Annotated in this window: 20 protein-coding genes; 13 read left to right on the top strand and 7 right to left on the bottom strand. The window is 69.1% G+C overall.

All coding sequences use genetic code 11. The features are described from left to right. Nucleotides 1-77: 77 nt before the first annotated feature. The 4 genes from D7006_RS08915 (at nt 78) to D7006_RS08900 (ending at nt 3,866) form a co-directional block, all read left to right on the top strand. Nucleotides 78-1,127, top strand: coding sequence for a ligase-associated DNA damage response exonuclease (locus D7006_RS08915; protein WP_237356332.1), 1,050 nt, complete (start codon nt 78-80; stop codon nt 1,125-1,127). Continuing rightward, entirely contained in the window at nt 1,124-1,420 is a 297-nt protein-coding gene (locus D7006_RS08910; protein ID WP_229645777.1) for a GIY-YIG nuclease family protein, read from the top strand. Before D7006_RS08915 ends, D7006_RS08910 begins: the two co-directional genes overlap by 4 nt. Nucleotides 1,421-1,789: 369 nt before the next feature. Further along, the gene (locus D7006_RS08905; protein ID WP_237356331.1) at nt 1,790-3,421 is read left to right on the top strand and encodes a cisplatin damage response ATP-dependent DNA ligase; all 1,632 of its coding nucleotides are present in this window, start codon (nt 1,790-1,792) and stop codon (nt 3,419-3,421) included. 34 nt (nt 3,422-3,455) lie between these two features. Beyond that, complete coding sequence (locus tag D7006_RS08900) at nt 3,456-3,866, top strand: hypothetical protein (protein WP_237356330.1); 411 nt, start codon at nt 3,456-3,458, stop codon at nt 3,864-3,866. Between the two features lie 15 nt (nt 3,867-3,881). Here the strand turns inward: D7006_RS08900 and D7006_RS08895 are convergent, their stop codons facing one another. Continuing rightward, the gene (locus D7006_RS08895; RefSeq protein WP_237356329.1) at nt 3,882-4,565 is read right to left on the bottom strand and encodes a helix-turn-helix transcriptional regulator; all 684 of its coding nucleotides are present in this window, start codon (nt 4,563-4,565) and stop codon (nt 3,882-3,884) included. Nucleotides 4,566-4,787: 222 nt separating this feature from the next. Between D7006_RS08895 and D7006_RS08890 the strand changes: the two genes are divergently transcribed. Continuing rightward, nucleotides 4,788-5,138: a DUF952 domain-containing protein gene (locus tag D7006_RS08890; RefSeq protein WP_237356328.1), complete on the top strand. Its 351-nt coding sequence runs from the start codon at nt 4,788-4,790 to the stop codon at nt 5,136-5,138. 67 nt (nt 5,139-5,205) lie between these two features. Here D7006_RS08890 and D7006_RS08885 read toward each other — a convergent pair whose 3' ends face one another. The 3 genes from D7006_RS08885 to D7006_RS08875 all read right to left on the bottom strand — a co-directional run bounded on the left by D7006_RS08885 (nt 5,206) and on the right by D7006_RS08875 (nt 7,768). Beyond that, nucleotides 5,206-6,528, bottom strand: a complete 1,323-nt coding sequence (locus tag D7006_RS08885) for an MATE family efflux transporter (RefSeq protein WP_237356327.1) — start codon at nt 6,526-6,528, stop codon at nt 5,206-5,208. A gap of 4 nt (nt 6,529-6,532) precedes the next feature. Then, entirely contained in the window at nt 6,533-6,802 is a 270-nt protein-coding gene (locus D7006_RS08880; RefSeq protein ID WP_237356326.1) for a DUF6460 domain-containing protein, read from the bottom strand. Between the two features lie 72 nt (nt 6,803-6,874). Next, nucleotides 6,875-7,768, bottom strand: coding sequence for an alpha/beta fold hydrolase (locus D7006_RS08875; RefSeq protein ID WP_237356325.1), 894 nt, complete (start codon nt 7,766-7,768; stop codon nt 6,875-6,877). Between the two features lie 403 nt (nt 7,769-8,171). Here D7006_RS08875 and ffh point away from each other — a divergent pair, with 403 nt between their 5' ends. The 4 genes from ffh (at nt 8,172) to D7006_RS08855 (ending at nt 12,534) form a co-directional block, all read left to right on the top strand. Further along, nucleotides 8,172-9,716, top strand: coding sequence for a signal recognition particle protein (gene ffh, locus D7006_RS08870; RefSeq protein WP_237356324.1), 1,545 nt, complete (start codon nt 8,172-8,174; stop codon nt 9,714-9,716). Nucleotides 9,717-9,812: 96 nt separating this feature from the next. Next, nucleotides 9,813-10,178 carry a 30S ribosomal protein S16 gene (gene rpsP / locus D7006_RS08865; protein WP_169121302.1) on the top strand — a complete coding sequence of 122 codons (366 nt, stop codon included), beginning with the start codon at nt 9,813-9,815 and terminating at the stop codon, nt 10,176-10,178. 232 nt (nt 10,179-10,410) lie between these two features. Next, nucleotides 10,411-11,907, top strand: a complete 1,497-nt coding sequence (locus tag D7006_RS08860) for a leucyl aminopeptidase (protein ID WP_237356323.1) — start codon at nt 10,411-10,413, stop codon at nt 11,905-11,907. Between the two features lie 174 nt (nt 11,908-12,081). Beyond that, nucleotides 12,082-12,534 (top strand): DNA polymerase III subunit chi, encoded by a 453-nt coding sequence (locus D7006_RS08855; RefSeq protein WP_169121304.1) that lies wholly within the window; start codon nt 12,082-12,084, stop codon nt 12,532-12,534. Nucleotides 12,535-12,784: 250 nt separating this feature from the next. Here D7006_RS08855 and D7006_RS08850 read toward each other — a convergent pair whose 3' ends face one another. Continuing rightward, the gene (locus tag D7006_RS08850) at nt 12,785-13,234 is read right to left on the bottom strand and encodes a phage holin family protein (RefSeq protein WP_169121305.1); all 450 of its coding nucleotides are present in this window, start codon (nt 13,232-13,234) and stop codon (nt 12,785-12,787) included. Beyond that, complete coding sequence (locus D7006_RS08845) at nt 13,231-13,482, bottom strand: hypothetical protein (protein WP_169121306.1); 252 nt, start codon at nt 13,480-13,482, stop codon at nt 13,231-13,233. The genes D7006_RS08850 and D7006_RS08845 overlap by 4 nt, the downstream gene beginning before the upstream one ends. Nucleotides 13,483-13,678: 196 nt before the next feature. On the opposite strand from D7006_RS08845, the gene D7006_RS08840 reads away from it, so the two are divergent. Continuing rightward, nucleotides 13,679-14,323: a 2-hydroxychromene-2-carboxylate isomerase gene (locus tag D7006_RS08840; RefSeq protein ID WP_237356322.1), complete on the top strand. Its 645-nt coding sequence runs from the start codon at nt 13,679-13,681 to the stop codon at nt 14,321-14,323. Nucleotides 14,324-14,410: 87 nt separating this feature from the next. Then, on the top strand, nt 14,411-14,878 hold the full coding sequence (locus tag D7006_RS08835) for a hypothetical protein (RefSeq protein ID WP_237356321.1): 468 nt from the start codon (nt 14,411-14,413) through the stop codon (nt 14,876-14,878). A gap of 217 nt (nt 14,879-15,095) precedes the next feature. Here D7006_RS08835 and D7006_RS08830 read toward each other — a convergent pair whose 3' ends face one another. Beyond that, the gene (locus tag D7006_RS08830; protein ID WP_237356320.1) at nt 15,096-16,052 is read right to left on the bottom strand and encodes an alpha/beta hydrolase; all 957 of its coding nucleotides are present in this window, start codon (nt 16,050-16,052) and stop codon (nt 15,096-15,098) included. 107 nt (nt 16,053-16,159) lie between these two features. On the opposite strand from D7006_RS08830, the gene D7006_RS08825 reads away from it, so the two are divergent. After that, nucleotides 16,160-16,633 carry a secondary thiamine-phosphate synthase enzyme YjbQ gene (locus D7006_RS08825; protein ID WP_237356319.1) on the top strand — a complete coding sequence of 158 codons (474 nt, stop codon included), beginning with the start codon at nt 16,160-16,162 and terminating at the stop codon, nt 16,631-16,633. 105 nt (nt 16,634-16,738) lie between these two features. Next, nucleotides 16,739-17,413: a response regulator transcription factor gene (locus D7006_RS08820; RefSeq protein WP_169121311.1), complete on the top strand. Its 675-nt coding sequence runs from the start codon at nt 16,739-16,741 to the stop codon at nt 17,411-17,413. Nucleotides 17,414-17,442: the final 29 nt, after the last annotated feature.

Genomic DNA, 17,442 nt, shown 5'->3' with positions numbered 1-17,442 from the left:
GCTCGATCTCGCAGTTGGGGAACCTCGCGCAGGCGCGCAAGTCTCCCCATATAGTGGTGAACCCGCCCGATAAAGTGATGCGCCCGGAAGACCTCATCTGCCCCTCGCCCAAGGGCCTCTACAGCCCGGCCGGCGACTTCTATGTGGACCCCACCCGCGCCGTGCCGCGGGCGGTGATCACGCACGGCCACTCGGACCATGCCCGCGCCGGCCATGCCCACGTGCTCGCCACCCGCGCGACGCTGGACATCATGGCCCTGCGCATGGGGCCGGGCTTCGCGGGGGCGACGCAGGCGCTTGCCTATGGCGAGGAGATCATCCTCAACGGGGTGAAGGTGAGCCTTCATCCCGCCGGCCATGTGCTCGGCTCGGCGCAGGTGCGGCTTGAGAAGGACGGCCTCGTGATCGTCGTCTCCGGCGACTACAAGGATGCCGCCGACCCCACCTGCGCGCCGTTCGAGCCGATCCGCTGCCATGTCTTCGTCAGCGAGGCGACGTTCGGCCTGCCGGTGTTCCGCCATCCTCCGGCGGCGGGCGAGGTGGACAAGCTGCTCGCCTCGGTGCGCATCTTCCCCGAGCGCACCCACATCGTCGGCGCCTACTCCCTTGGCAAGGCGCAGCGGATGATGGCGCTGATCCGCCGGGCGGGGCACGACGCGCCCATCTACGTGCATGGCGCGCTGGTCAACATCACCGAGTACTATGCGAGCTGCGGCATGGATTTCGGCGAGATCCTGCCGGTGAAGGGCGCGCCGAAATCCGCCTTCGCCGGGGCCATCGTCATTGCCCCGCCCTCCTCCATGACGGACCTGTGGGCGCGGCGCTTCGCCGATCCCATCACCTGCTTCGCCTCCGGCTGGATGCGCGTGCGGGCCCGCGCCCGGCAGCGGGGGGTGGAACTGCCGCTGGTGGTGTCGGATCACGCCGACTGGGACGGCCTCTGCGCCTCCATCCGCGCCACCGGCTGCGAGGAATTGTGGGTGACCCACGGCGCCGAGGACGCCCTCGTCCACTGGGCCCACACCCGCCAGCTCCGCGCCCGCCCCCTCCACATGGTGGGCTACGGCGAGGAGGACGAGGAGGCGGTGGTGCCGGCGCCGGAGGGGGAGAAGGAGGCGGGGGGATGAGCGCCGCCTTCTTCGTCTACATCCTCGCCAGCGAACCCAATGGAACGCTCTACATCGGAATGACGAACGATCTCGTGCGCAGAGTTTTCGAACACCGCAGCGAAGAAGCAAAAGGCTTCACGAAAACCTACGGCGTCAAGCAGCTCGTCTATTTCGAACAGCATGACACGGCCTATGGGGCCATCACACGTGAGAAACGGCTGAAGAAATGGCCGCGCGAGTGGAAAATGAATCTCATCGAACGTGAAAATCCGCACTGGCTGGATCTGTACGATGACATTGCCCGGCCTTGATCGCGATCTTTCCAACCGTCATCCCCCGGCTCGTCCGGGGGATCCACCGCGCCACAAGTCCGCCGCCTCCCTTCCGGGCGCCCCTCCGGCGGAGGCGTGGATGGCCCGGACAAGCCGGGCCATGACGGCGGAGAGGCAGGCCACCAAGTGGCCGGCGGCACTGCCCCTGACGCCAGAGGTGAGCCGGCCCCTCTCCAGCCGTCATCCCCCGGCTCGTCCGGGGGATCCACCGCGCCGCAAGTCCGCCGCCTCCCTTCCGGGCGCCCCTCCGGCGGAGGCGTGGATGGCCCGGACGAGCCGGGCCATGACGGCGGAGAGGGTGGCGCGTCAGGGAGCGATGTTGGTCGCAGTTGGACAAGGCCGGCGCCCATGAACCGCTTCGCCGCGCTGCTCGATCGCATGTCCTATGAGGCCGGGCGCAATGCCAAGATCCGGCTCATGGCGGACTATTTCCGCTCGACGCCGGACCCCGAGCGCGGACTCGCGCTGGCGGCGCTCACCGGGGCGCTGTCCTTCGCCAATGCCAAGCCGGGCGTCGTGCGGACGCTGATTGCCGAACGGGCGGACCCGGTGCTGTTCGAGATGTCCTATGATTATGTGGGCGACCTCTCGGAGACCGTCGCGCTCATGTGGCCCCGGCCGGAGGGCGCGCGGCCGCACGCGCCGCTGCTGTCCGAGATCGTCCATGGCCTCTCCACCTTCTCCAAGGTGTCCCTGCCCCGGCATCTGGCGGACTGGCTGGACGGCCTCGACGAGACCGGCCGCTGGGCGCTCCTGAAGCTCATCACCGGTTCCATGCGGGTGGGCGCCTCAGCGCGCCTTGCCAAGACAGCCGTGGCGAGCCTTGGAGCGGTGACGCCCGACGAGGTGGAGCTGGTCTGGCCCGGCCTTGAGCCGCCCTATGAGGAGCTGTTCGCCTGGGTGGAGGGGCGCGGGCCGCGGCCGGAGACCTCCAACCCCGCCCCGTTCCGCCCGGTGATGCTGGCCCACGCCATCGAGGAAACGGACTTCACCACCCTCGACCCGGCCGCTTTCAGCGCCGAATGGAAGTGGGACGGCATCCGCGTGCAGGCGGTGGCCGGCACGGGCCCGGACGGGGTGCATGTGGTGCGGCTCTATTCGCGCACCGGGGAGGACATCTCCGACGCCTTTCCAGACATGGCGGAAGCCATCACCTTCGACGGCGCCATGGACGGCGAATTGCTCATCGTCCGCGATGGCCGCGTGGAGCCGTTCAACGTGCTCCAGCAGCGGCTGAACCGGAAGACGGTGACGGTGAAGATGCTGGCGGAATTCCCCGCCCATATCCGCGCCTATGACCTGCTCGTGGACGGCACGGACGATCTGCGCGAGCAGTCTTTCGCCGCCCGCCGCGCCCGGCTGGAAGCGCTCGTCGCCCGGCTCCAGACCCCGCGCATCGACCTCTCGCCCATGGTGCCCTTCTCGACCTGGGAGGAGCTGACCGCCGCCCGCCGCGACCCCGCCTCCGCCGGGGCAGGGGCGGATGCCGGGGCGGTGGAAGGGGTGATGATCAAAAGGGCCGACAGCCCTTATCTCCCCGGCCGGCCCAAGGGGCCATGGTGGAAGTGGAAGCGCGATCCGCACACGGTGGATGCGGTGCTCATGTATGCCCAGCGCGGCCACGGCAAGCGCTCGTCCTTCTATTCGGACTACACCTTCGGGGTGTGGACGATAGGTGACGAGGGCGAGGACGTGCTGGTGCCGGTGGGCAAGGCCTATTTCGGCTTCACCGACGAGGAATTGAAGCAGATCGACGCCTTCGTGCGCCGCGCCACCATCAACCGCTTCGGCCCGGTGCGCGAGGTGGTGCACGAAAAGGACGAAGGGCTGGTGCTGGAAGTGGCCTTCGAGGGCCTCGCCCGCTCCACCCGCCACCGCTCCGGCATCGCCATGCGCTTCCCCCGCATCGCCCGCCTCAGATGGGACAAGCCGCCGGGCGAGGCGGACCGGCTGGAGACGCTGGAGGCGTTGCTGGGGTAGGATCGCTTGATTCCTGAGACTTGGGACGCTGGTGATGTTCGATCGAGATGACGCATTTCGGCCGGTCGTCTACCAGCGCATGGCTTGGGCCGCAGCCGCGGCGAGCGTCTCGCTCTGCCTCGTCGCGCTCCTGATCCTGTCGAATCTCGATCCAGACGCCCATGGCGCCGATTGCCGCAAGGCAAGCGTTGGCGCGTGGAACATGCTCGTCATTGTTAGCTTGGCGGCGCTCTGGGCCTGCGTTCAAGCGGCTTTAGCTCACCGGCAAAGCAAAAAAATAGCAGATCACGTTGTAAGAACCGGTGATCGGCCAAAAATTTACGGTTTGGGTTCTCCGATCCCGACTTCGTTCACCCTGTTCTTTATCGCTCTCGGTTGCGTGTGGACGATGTTCTGCGCCATCCCGCTCATCGTCATCGCAGTGAATTGTACATTTATCTTTTGAGGAACCGGCCCGCTCCTACTGGCTCGCCCACACGATCCGGGCGATCCAGTCCACCTGATCGAGGGGAATCTGCCGGTCCTCGTGGGCGGGATTGAGGGAGCGCAGCTCGATGTGGCGGGCGGTCTTGCGCACCAGCTCCTTGGCCAGCACCTCGCCCTCCTTGGTCTTCAGCACTACCCGGTCGCCGCGGCGCGGCTCGGAGGCGGGGGAGACCACCACCACGTCGCCGTCGCGATAGACCGGCTCCATGGAATCACCGGCGATTTCCAGCGCATAAGCGTGGGCATCGTGGACGTCGGGAAAGACGATCTCGTCCCAGCCTGCGCCCACCGGGAAGCCTGCATCGTCGAAGAAGCCGCCTGAGCCGGCCTGGGCGAAGCCGATCTGCGGAATGGCATTGAGCGGCCGCGTCGGGGGGGCGGGTGCGTCTTCGGCAAAGCCCGCGCCGCCGCCATGGGCCGGCCTATCGGAGGCGTCCAGCAAGGAGAAGAAGTGTTCCGGGCTGGTGCCGGTGGCGGCGAGCGCCTTGGCGATGCTCTCGGTGGAGGGCCAGCGCGGCCGGCCGTCGATGGTCACGCGCTTGGAGCGGTTGAACGTGGTTGGATCGAGCCCCGCCCGCCGCGCGAGGCCGGAGGTGGACAGGCCGTGCTGCTCGGCGAGTTCGTCGACGGCACGCCAGATCTTACCGTGGGTCAGCATGGGAAAGACGTTCCTTGCCTCGACGTTCCTTGGCCTCGACAGCGAATCCGGATGCGCACCGGGGCCACCCGCGCGACGCCGCGCCCCCCGATGCATGGACGATAAGAATTTGTTCCCCATTTGTACAGGACTTCAGTCCGTATGCAACCATAAGGCGAGCGCAGTTGCCCTTTCGTTCGTGTCGCCCTATGTGCGTCGCCGATCCACCGAGGAGCATCGCCCGTGACTGCCGCCAGCCTCATCTACAAGATCGCCCCCGCCGCCTTTTGGGCCGCCGCCGAGCAGGCGGGCGTGTTTACCGGGGCGCCGGTGGACGTGGCGGACGGCTACATCCATTTCTCCACCGCTGCCCAAGCGCGCGAGACGGCGGCGAAGCACTTCGCCGGCCAGAGCGACCTGAAGCTGGTGGCGGTGGAGGCGGCGGCGCTGGGCGCGGCGCTGAAGTGGGAACCCTCGCGCGGCGGCGCCCTCTTCCCCCATCTTTACGCGCCGCTGCCGCTCACCGCCGTGACATGGGTGCGCGACCTGCCGCTGGGCGCGGACGGGGCGCACGTCTTCCCTGAGCTGGACTGATCCCACCGGCTTTGGTCTTCGACCGATGCCGAGCGGGTGACGCTTCAAGCGCCGCGCGGGCTTGGCCTCAGCCGAAGGTCCGCCGCACGAGCGTCGGCAGTCGCAGTGCCTGGAAACCGCCGCGCGCGAGGAGGAAGGCCAGCATGGCCAGCCACAGGCCGTGATTGCCCAGCGGGCGCAGGGCCAGGAACACGGCGAGATAGACGACGAGGGAGGCGATCATCAGGTTGCGCATGTCGCGCGACCAGAGCGCACCGATATAGACGCCGTCGAAGGCATAGGCCGTGACGCCCGCCACCGGCAGCAAAGCGGCGTAGAGGAGATAGATGCGCGCCTCGGCCCGCACCTCCAGGCTGGTGCTCATGGCGTCCACGATGGCCGGGCCGGTGACGAGGTAGACCACCCCCGCCAGCACCGCGAAGGCAAATCCCCACACGATGGACAGCCGCACCCCGGCGGAGAAATCCGATTTGCGCCGGGCCCCCACGGCGGAGCCGCAGATCTGCTCGGCGGCGGTGGCGAAACCATCGAGGAAATAGGCCGCGACCATCACCATGTTCTGCAGGATGGCGTTGGCGGCGAGCGTCACGTCGCCGGCCCGCGCGCCCTGCGCGGCGAAGAAGGAGAAGGCGAACATCAGCGCCGCGGTGCGGATCATGATGTCGCGATTGAGCATGACAGTCTGGGACAGGCGCGCCTTGTCCAGCAGCACCGCCTTCGCCACCCCGAGGCGCCCGCCCAGCAGCGCGCCGCACAGGATAAGGCCCGCTACTGCCCCAGCAATCTCGGCCACCAGCGTGCCCGCCGCCGAGCCGGCGACGCCCCATCCGGCGCCGAGCACGAGGGCGGCCGACAGCACCATATTGAGGAAGTTGATGCCCACCTGCAGCGCCAGCGCCCGCCCGGTGCGGCCGAGACCCACCAGCCAGCCCAGCACCACATAGTTCGCCAGCGTGAAGGGCGCGGCGAAGATGCGGACGGCATAATAGTCGCGCACCGCCGCATTCACCTCGTCGCTCGCCCCGGCCAGAGACAAGGCCGCGCTCTCGATGGGCGTGCGCAGGAGCACGATCAGGAGGCCGAGCGCACCGGCGACCAGCAGCCCGCGCGCCAGCACGGCCCGCTCCTCCACCGCATCGCGCCGCCCGAGCGCCTGCGCGGCAAGGCCCACCGTGCCCATGCGCAGGAAGCCGAACACCCAGAACAGCATGTCGAAGATGACGGCGGCGAGCGCCACGCCGCCGAGCATGGACGCGCTGCCGAGCCGGCCCACCACCGCCGCATCCACCACGCCCAGCAAAGGCGTGGTGAGGTGCGCCAGCGTCATGGGCAGCGCGATGGCGAGCACGCGGCGGTGCGTTACGCCCCCCGAGACAGCGGCGAGCGACACGGCCTCAGCGCCGGCCGAACACGCGCATGAGGATCCAGAGCGGGATGACGATGACCGCGCCGAGGAGGAAATAGCGCCACATGCGCTCCACCGCCTCGAAGCTGAAGCTGAACAGATTGCGGATGAGCCGCTGGAGGCTGTTGAGAATGTTCATCGGGTCGAGCCCGAGGGCGGCCAGAATCACGCCCACCACCACCGAGAGCAGCACGAGGCGCACCAGCACCCAGGCCGGCGAACCGCCGAAAAAGCGCGTGAACTCGTTGTTCTCGGACATGGGCTGACCTCCTGTGACGGCCGTGATTTAGCACGACCGCCGAGCAGGGGGGAGACGGGCCTGAGCGGGCGTCTACTTCCCGTCGAGGAAGTCCGTCACCAGCGCGATGGTGGCGGCGGGGTTCTCCTCCATGATCCAGTGGCCGCTGCCCGGCACCACGTCGCCGGTCACGTCGGTGGCGGCGAAGCGCATTACCTCGGCCATGCCGAGGCCGAAGGAATGCTCGCCGCCCAGCGCCAGCACCGGTATGGCGAGCTTGCCGTGGGTGAGGAATTCCACATTGTCGACCGCGTCCTGGTCGAAGGCGGCGAACTGGGCAAAGCCCGCATGCATGGCGCCGGGCTGGGCATAGAGCGCGGCGTAATGCTCCCGCGCGGCCTCGGAGAAGTGGCTGGGATCGGCGGAGAACTCGTTCCAGAATCGATCGAGATAGATGCGCTCGCGCCCGGCGACGAGGCGCTCCATGTCCGGCCCACCGAAGCGGAAATGCCAGAGCAGCGGGTTCTTCAGGATCTCGTCCCACGGCCCGACGCCGGGGAGCGGCGCGTCGATGAGGGCGAACTTCGTCACCCGATCGCGGTAGAGCGCGGCGAAAGCGAAGCCCACCATGTTGCCGATGTCGTGGGTGACGAGGGCCGCGGTTTCGATGCCCAGGGCATCGAGCACGCCGGCCATGTCCGCGGCCTGGGTCTTCTTGTCGTAGCCGCCCGCCGGCTTGGCCGAGAGGCCCATGCCGCGCAGGTCCGGCACCACGACGGTATGGGTCGGCGCCAATGCGTTGGCGAGCGCGCCCCACATGTCGCCGGTCTCGCCATAGCCGTGGATGAGCAGCACCGCCGGCCCCTGCCCGCCGGTGCGGACATGGAGGGTGGTGCCGTTGGTCGCGATCTCCGCGATGCGGAAATCGGCGGGAAAGGGAACGATCTGGCTCGCTTCGGGGTCAGCGGTCGAAGGCGTCTGGGGCATGGCTTCCTCCCCGCCGGTGGCCGGCGGACCCGCGCGTGATGCGCTAAGGGAAACATGCGCTCTCCCAATGACAGCGTGTAGGGGCGTTCGGTGCAAACTTCGCTTGCAGGGCGCTGCTTGCCTCACCGCCCGGAGTGGGTGAAGGATGGGCGCGCGCCACGGCCGCGCGCCTGCCCGTTTCGGCGGCACATTTGCCTCCCGGGCCCAAACCTGCTAACAGCCCCAGCTTCACACGGACGGCCATGCCGATCCCGCCGACCGGGCCGAGAGCCCGGAGGCCCCCGCCCGACAGCGCGATGCGCCCTCGGGCGTGCTTTGCGTTGGCTTGATGCGGCGTCATCTCGTCCTGCGCAGCGCGGGAGATCAGAACCGTCCGGTGTGAACCCTCAACGCATGGGTGCCCATGTTCGATACCCTTTCCGACCGCCTCGGCGGCATACTCGACAAGCTGAAGCGGCGCGGCGCTCTCACCGAGGCCGACGTCGGCGAGGCCATGCGCGAGGTGCGCCGCGCGCTGATCGAGGCGGACGTGGCGCTGGACGTGGTGCGGTCCTTCACCGACCGCGTGCGCCAGCGCGCCGTGGGCGTGGAGGTCATCAAGTCCGTCACCCCCGGCCAGATGGTGGTGAAGATCGTCCACGACGAGCTCGTGGCGACCCTCGGCTCCGACGCCGACCCCATCGACCTGAACGCCCCCGCCCCGGTGCCGATCCTGATGGTCGGCCTGCAGGGCTCGGGCAAGACCACCTCCACCGCCAAGATCGCCAAGCGCCTCACCGAACGCGGCAAGCGCAAGGTGCTGATGGCCTCGCTCGACACCCGCCGTCCGGCGGCCATGGAGCAGCTGGCCACCCTGGGCAAGCAGGTGGAGGTCGCCACCCTTCCCATCGTCGCCGGCCAGTCTGCCGTGCAGATCGCCAAGCGCGCCATCGAGGCGGCGAAGCTCGGCGGCTACGACGTGGTGATGCTCGACACCGCCGGCCGCGTCACCCTCGATGAGGGGTTGATGGCCGAGGTGGCCGAGGTGAAGGCCGTCACCGGCCCGCACGAAGTGCTGCTCGTCGCCGACAGCCTCACCGGCCAGGACGCGGTGAACACCGCCAAGGCCTTCGACGGCCGCGTCGGCCTCACCGGCATCGTGTTGACCCGCGCCGACGGCGATGGCCGCGGCGGCGCCGCGCTTTCCATGCGCGCCGTCACCGGCAAGCCCATCAAGCTCTTGGGCACCGGCGAAAAGATGGACGCGCTGGAGGATTTCGATCCCCATCGCGTGGCCGGCCGCATCCTCGGCATGGGCGACGTCGTCGCCCTGGTGGAGCGGGCCGCCGAAAATATCGACATCGAGAAGGCGAAGATCACCGCCGAGCGCATGCGCAAGGGCACCTTCGACCTTGACGACCTGCGCGGCCAGCTGGAGCAGATGGCCAAGATGGGCGGCCTCGGCGGGCTCATGGGCCTCATGCCCGGCGTCGCCAAGGTGAAGAACCAGATCGCCAACGCCAATCTCGACGACAAGGTGTTCAAGCGGCAGGTGGCCATCATCAACTCGATGACCCCCAAGGAGCGCCGCGCGCCCAAGCTGCTCGACGCCTCGCGCAAGCGCCGCATCGCCGCCGGTTCCGGCACCAAGGTGGAGGAGATCAACCGCCTCCTGAAGATGCACCGCCAGATGGCCGACGTGATGAAGTCGCTCGGCGGCGCCGCCGGCAAGCGCGGCCCGCTCGCCGGTCTCGCCGGCATGATGGGCTTCGGCGGCGGCGGCCCCTCGCCCGAGATGCTGCAGGAGATGGCGGAAAAGATGGGCAAGGGCGGCCCCGGCGCGCCCGGCGGCCTGCCGCCGAACTTCCCCGGCCTGCCCGGCGGCGGCCTGCCCTCCAAATTCCCCGGCGGGCTCCCCGGCCTGCCGAAGGGCTTTCCCGGAGTGGGAGGGCCCGGCAAGAAGAAGTGACGCCGCCTCCTCGACAGCCGTCACTTCGATACCGGAAACACCGGACGATCACCCGAACACGACAATCAAGACACTGATTTAAAAAGGAAGAAGACCATGTCCCTCAAGATCCGTCTCGCCCGCGGCGGCGCCAAGAAGCGTCCCTACTACCGCATCGTCGTCGCCGACGCCCGCGCCCCGCGCGATGGCCGCTTCATCGAGAAGATCGGCACCTTCAACCCGCTGCTCGCCAAGGATTCCGAGACCCGCGTGGTGCTCGACACCGAGAAGGCGAAGGCCTGGCTCGAGAAGGGCGCCCAGCCCACCGACCGCGTGGCCCGCTTCCTCGACGCCGCCGGCCTGCTGAAGCGCGAAACCCGCAACAACCCGAAGAAGGCCGAGCCCGGCCAGAAGGCCCAGGAGCGCGCCAAGGAGAAGGCCGACAAGGCCGCCGCGGCCGCCGGTGGCGAAGCCGCCGAGTGAGGCTTTCCTTTCGGGAAGATGAGGAATGGGGGCGCCTGGCGCCCCCTTTTCTTTTGGCACAACGGTTCACAACCGCGCCCCGGCACCTATCTAAGCCCCAGCCCCGAAAGCTCGGGCGCGGCGGCACCACCGTGACGCCAAGGGCGGTTCCCCCTGTCCGCCGACCGGGCTAGACAAGGGCGACGCATATTCTGAATCCATTCTGCCCCTCCCGCTGCTTCTGGAGCGCCTGATGTCCGATCCCGTCACCGTCTCGTTCGCCCGGCTCACCGCCGCCGCCAAGGGCGTCCTCGTGGTGCTCACCGACGAAAGCCTCGCCTTCGGCACGCAGGCGCAGAAGCTGGTGAAGGGGGCGGACAAGGCGCTGACCCGCGCGTTCGACGCCGAGAAGTTCAAGGGCAAGGCCTGGAGCGCGCTGGACCTGCTCGCCCCCGCCGGCATCGAGGCGCCGCGCCTCATCGTCATCTCGGTGGGCAAGGCGGCGGACCTCAAGCCCAAGGACTTCCTGAAGCTCGGCGGCCTCATCGCCGGCAAGCTCCCCGCCTCCGCCCGCGAGGCGAGCGTGGTGCTCGATCTGCCCGGCACCAAGATCTCCGCTGACGCCGCCGCCGAGGTGGCACTGGGCATCTCGCTGCGCAGCTACAGCTTCGACCGCTACAAGACCAAGAAGAAGGACGACGCCGAGCCGACCGCCCGCGCCGTGACCCTCCTCGTCTCCGACGAGGCCGGCACCAAGCGCTCTTATGCCGCCCGGCAGGCGGTGGGCGACGGCGTCCTGTTCGCCCGCGACCTGGTGAACGAGCCCGCCAACGTGCTCGACCCGCCGGAATTCGCCCGTCGCGCCGAGGAGCATCTATCCGGCGTGGGCGTCGAGATCGAGGTGCTGGACGATGCCGCCCTCGCGGAAGCCGGCCTCAAGGCGCTGCTCGGCGTCGGCCAGGGCTCCATCAAGGAAAGCCGCGTCGTCGTGATGCGCTGGAACGGCGGCGCCAAGGACGAGCCCCCCGTCGCCTTCATCGGCAAGGGCGTCACCTTCGACACCGGCGGCATCTCCATCAAGCCGGCCGCCGGCATGGAAGACATGAAGGGCGACATGGGCGGCGCCGCCTGCGTCACCGGCCTCATGTATGCGCTCGCCGCCCGCAAGGCGAAGGTGAACGCGGTGGGCCTCATCGGCCTCGTGGAGAACATGCCCGACGGCGCCGCCCAGCGCCCCGGCGACATCGTCACCTCGCTCTCCGGCCAGACCATCGAGATCATCAACACCGATGCCGAGGGCCGGCTCGTGCTGTGCGACGTGCTCTGGTACGCCAAGGAGCGCTTCAAGCCCAAGTTCATGATCGACCTCGCCACCCTCACCGGCGCGATCCTGGTGGCGCTGGGCTCGGAATATGCCGGCCTCTTCTCCAACGACGACGAGCTCTCGGCGCGCCTCACCCAGGCCGGCCAGGAGACCGGCGAACGGGTGTGGCGCATGCCGCTCGGCCCGGAATACGACAAGCTGATCGATTCCAAGTTCGCCGACATGAAGAACACCGGCGGCCGCAACGCCGGCTCCATCACCGCCGCCCAGTTCCTGCACCGCTTCGTGGACAAGACCCCGTGGGCGCATCTCGACGTCGCCGGCACGGCCATGTCTTCGCCCGCGAGCGACATCAACAAGAGCTGGGGCTCGGGCTGGGGCGTGCGTCTGCTCGACCAGCTGGTGAAGGATCACTACGAGGGGTGAGGGGGCTGCCTCTCTCACCACCGGCCCCTCCGGCTCGACCGGAGGGCACCCTTCCCCGCCGACGCCAACCGCTGACGGCTGGGACCAACGGTGCCACAAGTCCTCCGGTCAAGCCGGAGGACGACCGCCCCACGAGACAGGACGCTCCCGCCCCCGCGTGCTAGCCTCCGCGCAATGACAGAAATCCTCTTCTACCACCTTGAGCGCCGCCCTCTGGAGCAGGTGCTGCCGATGCTGCTGGAGAAGTCGCTGGAGCGCGGCTGGCGGTGTGTGGTGCAGTGCGGGTCGGCGGAGCGGCGGGACGCGCTCGATTCCCATCTGTGGACCTATAGCGAGGCGTCCTTCCTGCCCCACGGCACGGAGGCGCAGCCGCTGCCCGAGCGCCAGCCGGTGCTGATCGCCACCTCCGAGGCGAACCCCAACGGCGCCCAGGTGCGCTTTCTGGTGGATGCGGTGCCGCTCGCCGATGCCTCGCCTTATGCGCGCGTCGTCCATCTCTTCGACGGGCGCGACGACGAGCAGGTGGCCAAGGCCCGCGAGCGGTGGCGCGAGGCCAAGGCGGTGCCGGGCAACGAGCTCACCTACTGGCAGCAGGACGAAAACGGGCGCTGGGTGCGCAAGGCGTAAGGCAGGCGGTCGCCCCTGCGAGGGTTGGTCTGCGCGCGCGTCTTCGGCGGGCGAACGGCCCCTCGTCGCGTCATCGCCCGGCTTGTCCGGGCGATCCACCCCGCCGCGAAAAGCGTTCCGGGACACTGAGAGCCGCAAGGCGGCGAAGTGAATCCCCCGGAACACGGCTGCAGCCGGGTCCGCCTTTGCGAACGGAAGTCGGCAACCGCCAACTTCCGGACTAGCCGACGGATGACGGCGCCCGAAACCCTCAAGCCCGCGGCTGGCGGCGGAACAGGCGGGCGAGCAGCGTCAGCGCCGGCAGGATCAGCCCCGGCACGGCGGCGAGCGAGGCGTAGGAGGCGACGTTGGCCTGGGTGGCGCGCAGGTCCGCCGACACCGCATCCATGGCCGACTGGCTCACCTGGTTGGCCAGCGCCAGCTCGCGGGAGGGCTTCAGCGTCGCGCCGATGATGGCCACGATGAGCGCGAGGAAGAGCCCGCCGCCGCCCACCACCACGGCAGCCCAGATGGGCCCCATGGACTGCTCCAGCGCCAGGAACAGCGCGACACCCAGCATCACCACGCCGAAGCTCGCCACCAGAGCGGCGAAGGCGAAGAGGCCGGCGCGGGCCGCGATGTGGCGCAGGTGGATTTCGGCAATGATGGTGTTGGTGCGCAGCAGAATCTTCAGATTCCGCGTCAGCTGGTCGAAATTCATCCCGCGTCCCTTCCTCTGCGCACCCACCTGACCGGGCGGAGCAGCGAACCCGCCACCGCGCCGGCCAGAAACGACACCGCCATCCATGCCAGCGGATTCATCCGCACGGTCCGCCGCGCCTTTGCACCGCCGGCTGCGGCCGCCGCCTCGGGTCCGCCCGGCGGATCCTTGGCCATGGCTGCCCTCAGCGCCACCCCTGCCAGCTCGCTCTGGAGCCCGACCAGCTCGGATTCCCGTTCGTCGCTCATACCGCCTCCCGGAACGTCTCCGGGCCGCCTGAAGGGAAGCACCGTGCGCCGCCCTGTCAAGCCGCCCCGCGCAAGGACAACTTCCGGATCGGTCGATTGATCCGCTGATTGATCTGGATCAGTGGGCTTCAAGGCGGTGGAAAGAGCCTCTAGCATCCCCCTGCCCAAGGACGTCACGCAAGAAGGCCTGCCCCGAATGAGCCCCACCGCCGCCGCGCCGCGTAGCCTCGACTATTTCTTCTCCAGCGTGAGCCCCTGGACCTTCCTGGGCCATGGCCCGGTGATGGCGGTCGCCGCGCGCCATGGCGTCACCGTGCGCTTTCATCCGGTGTCGCTCGGCCCCGTCTTCGCCGAGACGGGCGGGCTGCCCTTGCCCAAGCGCGCCCCGCCGCGCCAGCGCTACCGCATTCTCGAGCTGCAGCGCTGGCGCGAGAAGCGCGGCGTGGCGCTCAACGTCCACCCCACCCACTGGCCGTTCGACGGCACGCTGGCCGACCAGACCATCATCGCCGCCATCGAGGCGGGGCACGCGCCCGGCGACCTCATGGGCCGCATTTTCTCCGGGGTGTGGGAGCGGCAGGAAAATCTCGGCCTGCCCGAGGTGATCGCCGCCTGCGCCGACGCCGTGGGCCTGCCCGGGGCCGAGCTGGTGGCGGCAGCGCAGAATGAGAAGATCGCCGCCATCTATCTGGAAAACCGCGTCAAGGCGCTCGCCGCCGATGTGTTCGGCGCGCCGTCCTATGTGCTGGATGGCGAGGTGTTCTGGGGTCAGGACCGCATCGATCTGCTGGACGAGGCGCTCACCTCGGGACGCGCGCCCTACCGGCCGGACGTGGCCTGAGGCGCCCTGCCCCCTTCCGGCCCCGATCGGCGTGATTATCTAGCGGGAGTGACGCGGCGGAATGGGCCGCGCAATGCGGAGGCGCGCATGGTCTTCCCGGCTCATCCGGCGCAGTCGGCCGGTCTCTCCCTCGCGGCGGTCCTCGCCGCCACGCTTCTGGCGGCGCCGGCGTTCGCGCAGGCCCCCGCCTCGCCGGCCGGGGAAACCGCCGCCCCGCGCTTCTCCTTCGCGCCGGTCGAGGGCGGCGCGCTGAAGCTCGACCGGGAAACCGGCCGCGTCTCCCTGTGCGCCAAGCGCGGCGCCGGCTTCACCTGCGAGGCGGTGCCGGATTCGCGTGATGCCTATGAGACGGAGATCGCCCGCCTCCAGGCGGAAAACGAGACGCTGCGCCGCGCGGCCCAGCTTCCGCCCATCCCGCCTCTGCCGCCGACGCCGGGGCCCAACGCCGATACATCCGACATGGACCGCGCCCTCGACTATGCCGAGCGCTTCTACAAGCGCCTGCGCGGCCTCATCGACGAATTCCGCGCACCCAACGGGCAGGAGAAGCTGTGAGGGGGGTGCCCCGGACAAGCGACGGCGTCAGCCGGCGCGCTGATCCGGGGTCCAGCGCAAGAACTCCCGCGCAGCGGGGCAGTGCCTGAGAGCGGTGCAGTGTCGGAAGCGCCTTCGGCGAACCCTTGCGCTGGGTCCCGGACGCATTCCGCTGTCGCTGCATGCGTCCGGGGCACGAGAGCTGTTCTCCGAACGGACTGCGGTGCAGATGCCCGCCTCAGAACTCCGTCAGATAGCCGTCGATGCGCTTCAGCGCCTGGTCGGAGATGGTGCCGGGGAAGGCGATGAAGACGTGGCAGCCGCCGGGATAGACCTCCAGCTCCGCCCCATTACCCGCCGCGGCCCACGCATTGGCCATGAAGAGCGTGTCGTCCACCAGCGCGTCCCGGCCGCCGACGATGAACAGCGCCTTGGGCAGGCCCTTGAGGTTGGCGAGGAGCGGCGAGACGTCCGCGTCGTCCGCCTTGCCCTGAAGGCGCAGGTAATTGCCGACGAAGAAGGTGATGTCGCGCGTGTTCAGCACCAGCGGCAGGTCGCCCCAGTTGCGGGCGGAGGGGGTCAGGCGCAAATCGTAGCAGCCGGCGGTGAGCACGGCGGCGGAGAAGGGTGCGATGCCATGCCGGTCGCGCAGGCGCAGCAGCGTGACGACCGCCAGCGTCGCGCCGCCCGATTCGCCGCCGATGGCGAAGCGCTCGGTGCCGAAACGGGCCTTGCCCTCCTTCACCAGCCAAAGCGCAGCCGCCTCGCAATCGTCCGGGCCGGCGGGATAGGGCTCTTCCGGCGCCAGCGCATAGTCCACCGAGACGACGGCGAGGCCGCAATTGGCGGCGATGCGGTCGAGCAGCGCCTCGTTCTCGCGCGGCGAGCCCACCGTCCAGCCGCCGCCGTGGATGTGGAGATAGACGCCCTTCGGCGCCCCGTCCGGCAGGAAGATTCGCACCGGCACCGGGCCGCGCGGGCCGGGAATGGTCTCCACCGAGGCGCGCGGGCTCTCCGGGGCCAGCGGGAACACGCCCTTGCCGGCGAGGCGGGCGGCGCGGATGTCCGGCAGCGGGGTCGCCCAGCGGTCGGGAATGGCGCCCAGGACCTTCACGATGGCATCGTTGACCATGCGCGTGTCGGGCGCGACGGCCGCGTCGGAGAACACGGCGGGATCGAGAACCAGCTTCGACATTGAAGGACCCTGATGGTTCGGGAATAACCGCCCCGAAGGCGCGGCGTGACAGGTCCCCAACTGGTACGTGGCGGGCGAAAGCCGCGCAAGCAGGAGGAGAGATCACCATGGCGCGCACCAGCCGCACCCCGGCGAGACTGAGCGGAGCCGTGCGCCACGCCGAGGCGGTGCTTCACGTGGAGACGCCCGGGGAGGGCTTCACCGACATCACCCGCGAGGCCACCGCCTTCCTCAGCGAGATTTCGGCCGGCGACGGCGTGCTCACCGTCTTCTGCCGGCACACCTCCGCCTCCCTCACCATCCAGGAGAATGCCGACCCGGACGTGCAGACCGATCTTCTCACAGCCCTGCGCACCCTCGCGCCGCGCAATTTCCGCTGGGTGCACGACACCGAGGGGCCGGACGACATGCCGGCCCATGTGCGCACCATGCTCAGCGATTCCAGCCTCTCCATCCCGGTGCGTGGCGGGCGGCCGGGGCTCGGCACGTGGCAGGGGATCTACCTCGTGGAGCATCGCGAGCGGCCGCACCGGCGCGAGGTGGTTTTGACTTTCACCGGAACGCTTGGTCAATTTCCCTGATCGGCTTGTCACCGCTTCGCCACGGATTGATGATCGCAGAATCGATTCGCGCGGACGTTGCGGCGGACAAGCGACAAGAAGCTGAAGCCTTGCGGGGGAGGAAGCATGGTGGAAGATGCCGGGAACGGACTGCGCCTCGTCATCGCCGACGACCATCCCCTGTTCCGCGGTGCTTTGCGCGAGGCGGTGCTCGGCCGCAGCGCCGATGCCAGGATCGAGGAGGTCGGCACCTTCGACGATCTGACGGCGCTGCTGGAACGCGACCAGGACTTCGACCTCATCCTGCTCGATCTCACCATGCCCGGCGCGCGGGGCTTTTCCGGCCTCATCTATCTGCGCGCCCAGTACATGGCGATACCGGTGGTTGTGGTCTCGGGCAACGAGGAGCCGGCGGTGATCCGCCGCTGCCTCGATCTCGGCGCCTCCGGCTTCATCCCCAAGAGCATGAGCGTGGGCAACATGCGCGATGCGGTGGCGCAGGTGCTGAAGGGCGAGACGTTCCTGCCGCCCGACATCAACGTGACCACCAAGGCCGATGCCGAGACCGACGCCATCATCGCCCGCCTCTCCACCCTCACGCCCCAGCAGGTGCGGGTGCTGATGATGCTGGCCGAGGGCCGGCTCAACAAGCAGATCGCCTACGAGCTGTCAGTTTCGGAAGCCACCGTGAAGGCCCACGTCTCCGCCATCCTGCAGAAGCTCGGGGTGGAAAGCCGCACCCAGGCCGTGATCGCGGTGTCCAAGGTGGAGCAGGGCCTGTGGAGCCATCCGCAGGCGTGAGCGCGGACCGGCCCTTTCTGCCGCGGTAG

Origin of the sequence: Xanthobacter sp. YC-JY1, from assembly GCF_021730305.1 — a bacterium.
In the GTDB taxonomy this organism is placed as follows: Bacteria; Pseudomonadota; Alphaproteobacteria; order Rhizobiales; family Xanthobacteraceae; genus Xanthobacter; species Xanthobacter flavus.
This window is presented reverse-complemented; position numbering and strand designations above follow the sequence as displayed.

Coding starts and splice junctions, on each gene's coding strand:
- D7006_RS08915 (WP_237356332.1), top strand. CDS start 78: ATGCGCCCGGAAGACCTCATCTGCCCCTCGCCCAAGGGCCTCTACAGC.
- D7006_RS08910 (WP_229645777.1), top strand. CDS start 1,124: ATGAGCGCCGCCTTCTTCGTCTACATCCTCGCCAGCGAACCCAATGGA.
- D7006_RS08905 (WP_237356331.1), top strand. CDS start 1,790: ATGAACCGCTTCGCCGCGCTGCTCGATCGCATGTCCTATGAGGCCGGG.
- D7006_RS08900 (WP_237356330.1), top strand. CDS start 3,456: ATGTTCGATCGAGATGACGCATTTCGGCCGGTCGTCTACCAGCGCATG.
- D7006_RS08895 (WP_237356329.1), bottom strand. CDS start 4,565: ATGCTGACCCACGGTAAGATCTGGCGTGCCGTCGACGAACTCGCCGAG.
- D7006_RS08880 (WP_237356326.1), bottom strand. CDS start 6,802: ATGTCCGAGAACAACGAGTTCACGCGCTTTTTCGGCGGTTCGCCGGCC.
- D7006_RS08875 (WP_237356325.1), bottom strand. CDS start 7,768: ATGCCCCAGACGCCTTCGACCGCTGACCCCGAAGCGAGCCAGATCGTT.
- ffh (WP_237356324.1), top strand. CDS start 8,172: ATGTTCGATACCCTTTCCGACCGCCTCGGCGGCATACTCGACAAGCTG.
- rpsP (WP_169121302.1), top strand. CDS start 9,813: ATGTCCCTCAAGATCCGTCTCGCCCGCGGCGGCGCCAAGAAGCGTCCC.
- D7006_RS08860 (WP_237356323.1), top strand. CDS start 10,411: ATGTCCGATCCCGTCACCGTCTCGTTCGCCCGGCTCACCGCCGCCGCC.
- D7006_RS08855 (WP_169121304.1), top strand. CDS start 12,082: ATGACAGAAATCCTCTTCTACCACCTTGAGCGCCGCCCTCTGGAGCAG.
- D7006_RS08850 (WP_169121305.1), bottom strand. CDS start 13,234: ATGAATTTCGACCAGCTGACGCGGAATCTGAAGATTCTGCTGCGCACC.
- D7006_RS08845 (WP_169121306.1), bottom strand. CDS start 13,482: ATGAGCGACGAACGGGAATCCGAGCTGGTCGGGCTCCAGAGCGAGCTG.
- D7006_RS08840 (WP_237356322.1), top strand. CDS start 13,679: ATGAGCCCCACCGCCGCCGCGCCGCGTAGCCTCGACTATTTCTTCTCC.
- D7006_RS08835 (WP_237356321.1), top strand. CDS start 14,411: ATGGTCTTCCCGGCTCATCCGGCGCAGTCGGCCGGTCTCTCCCTCGCG.
- D7006_RS08830 (WP_237356320.1), bottom strand. CDS start 16,052: ATGTCGAAGCTGGTTCTCGATCCCGCCGTGTTCTCCGACGCGGCCGTC.
- D7006_RS08825 (WP_237356319.1), top strand. CDS start 16,160: ATGGCGCGCACCAGCCGCACCCCGGCGAGACTGAGCGGAGCCGTGCGC.
- D7006_RS08820 (WP_169121311.1), top strand. CDS start 16,739: ATGGTGGAAGATGCCGGGAACGGACTGCGCCTCGTCATCGCCGACGAC.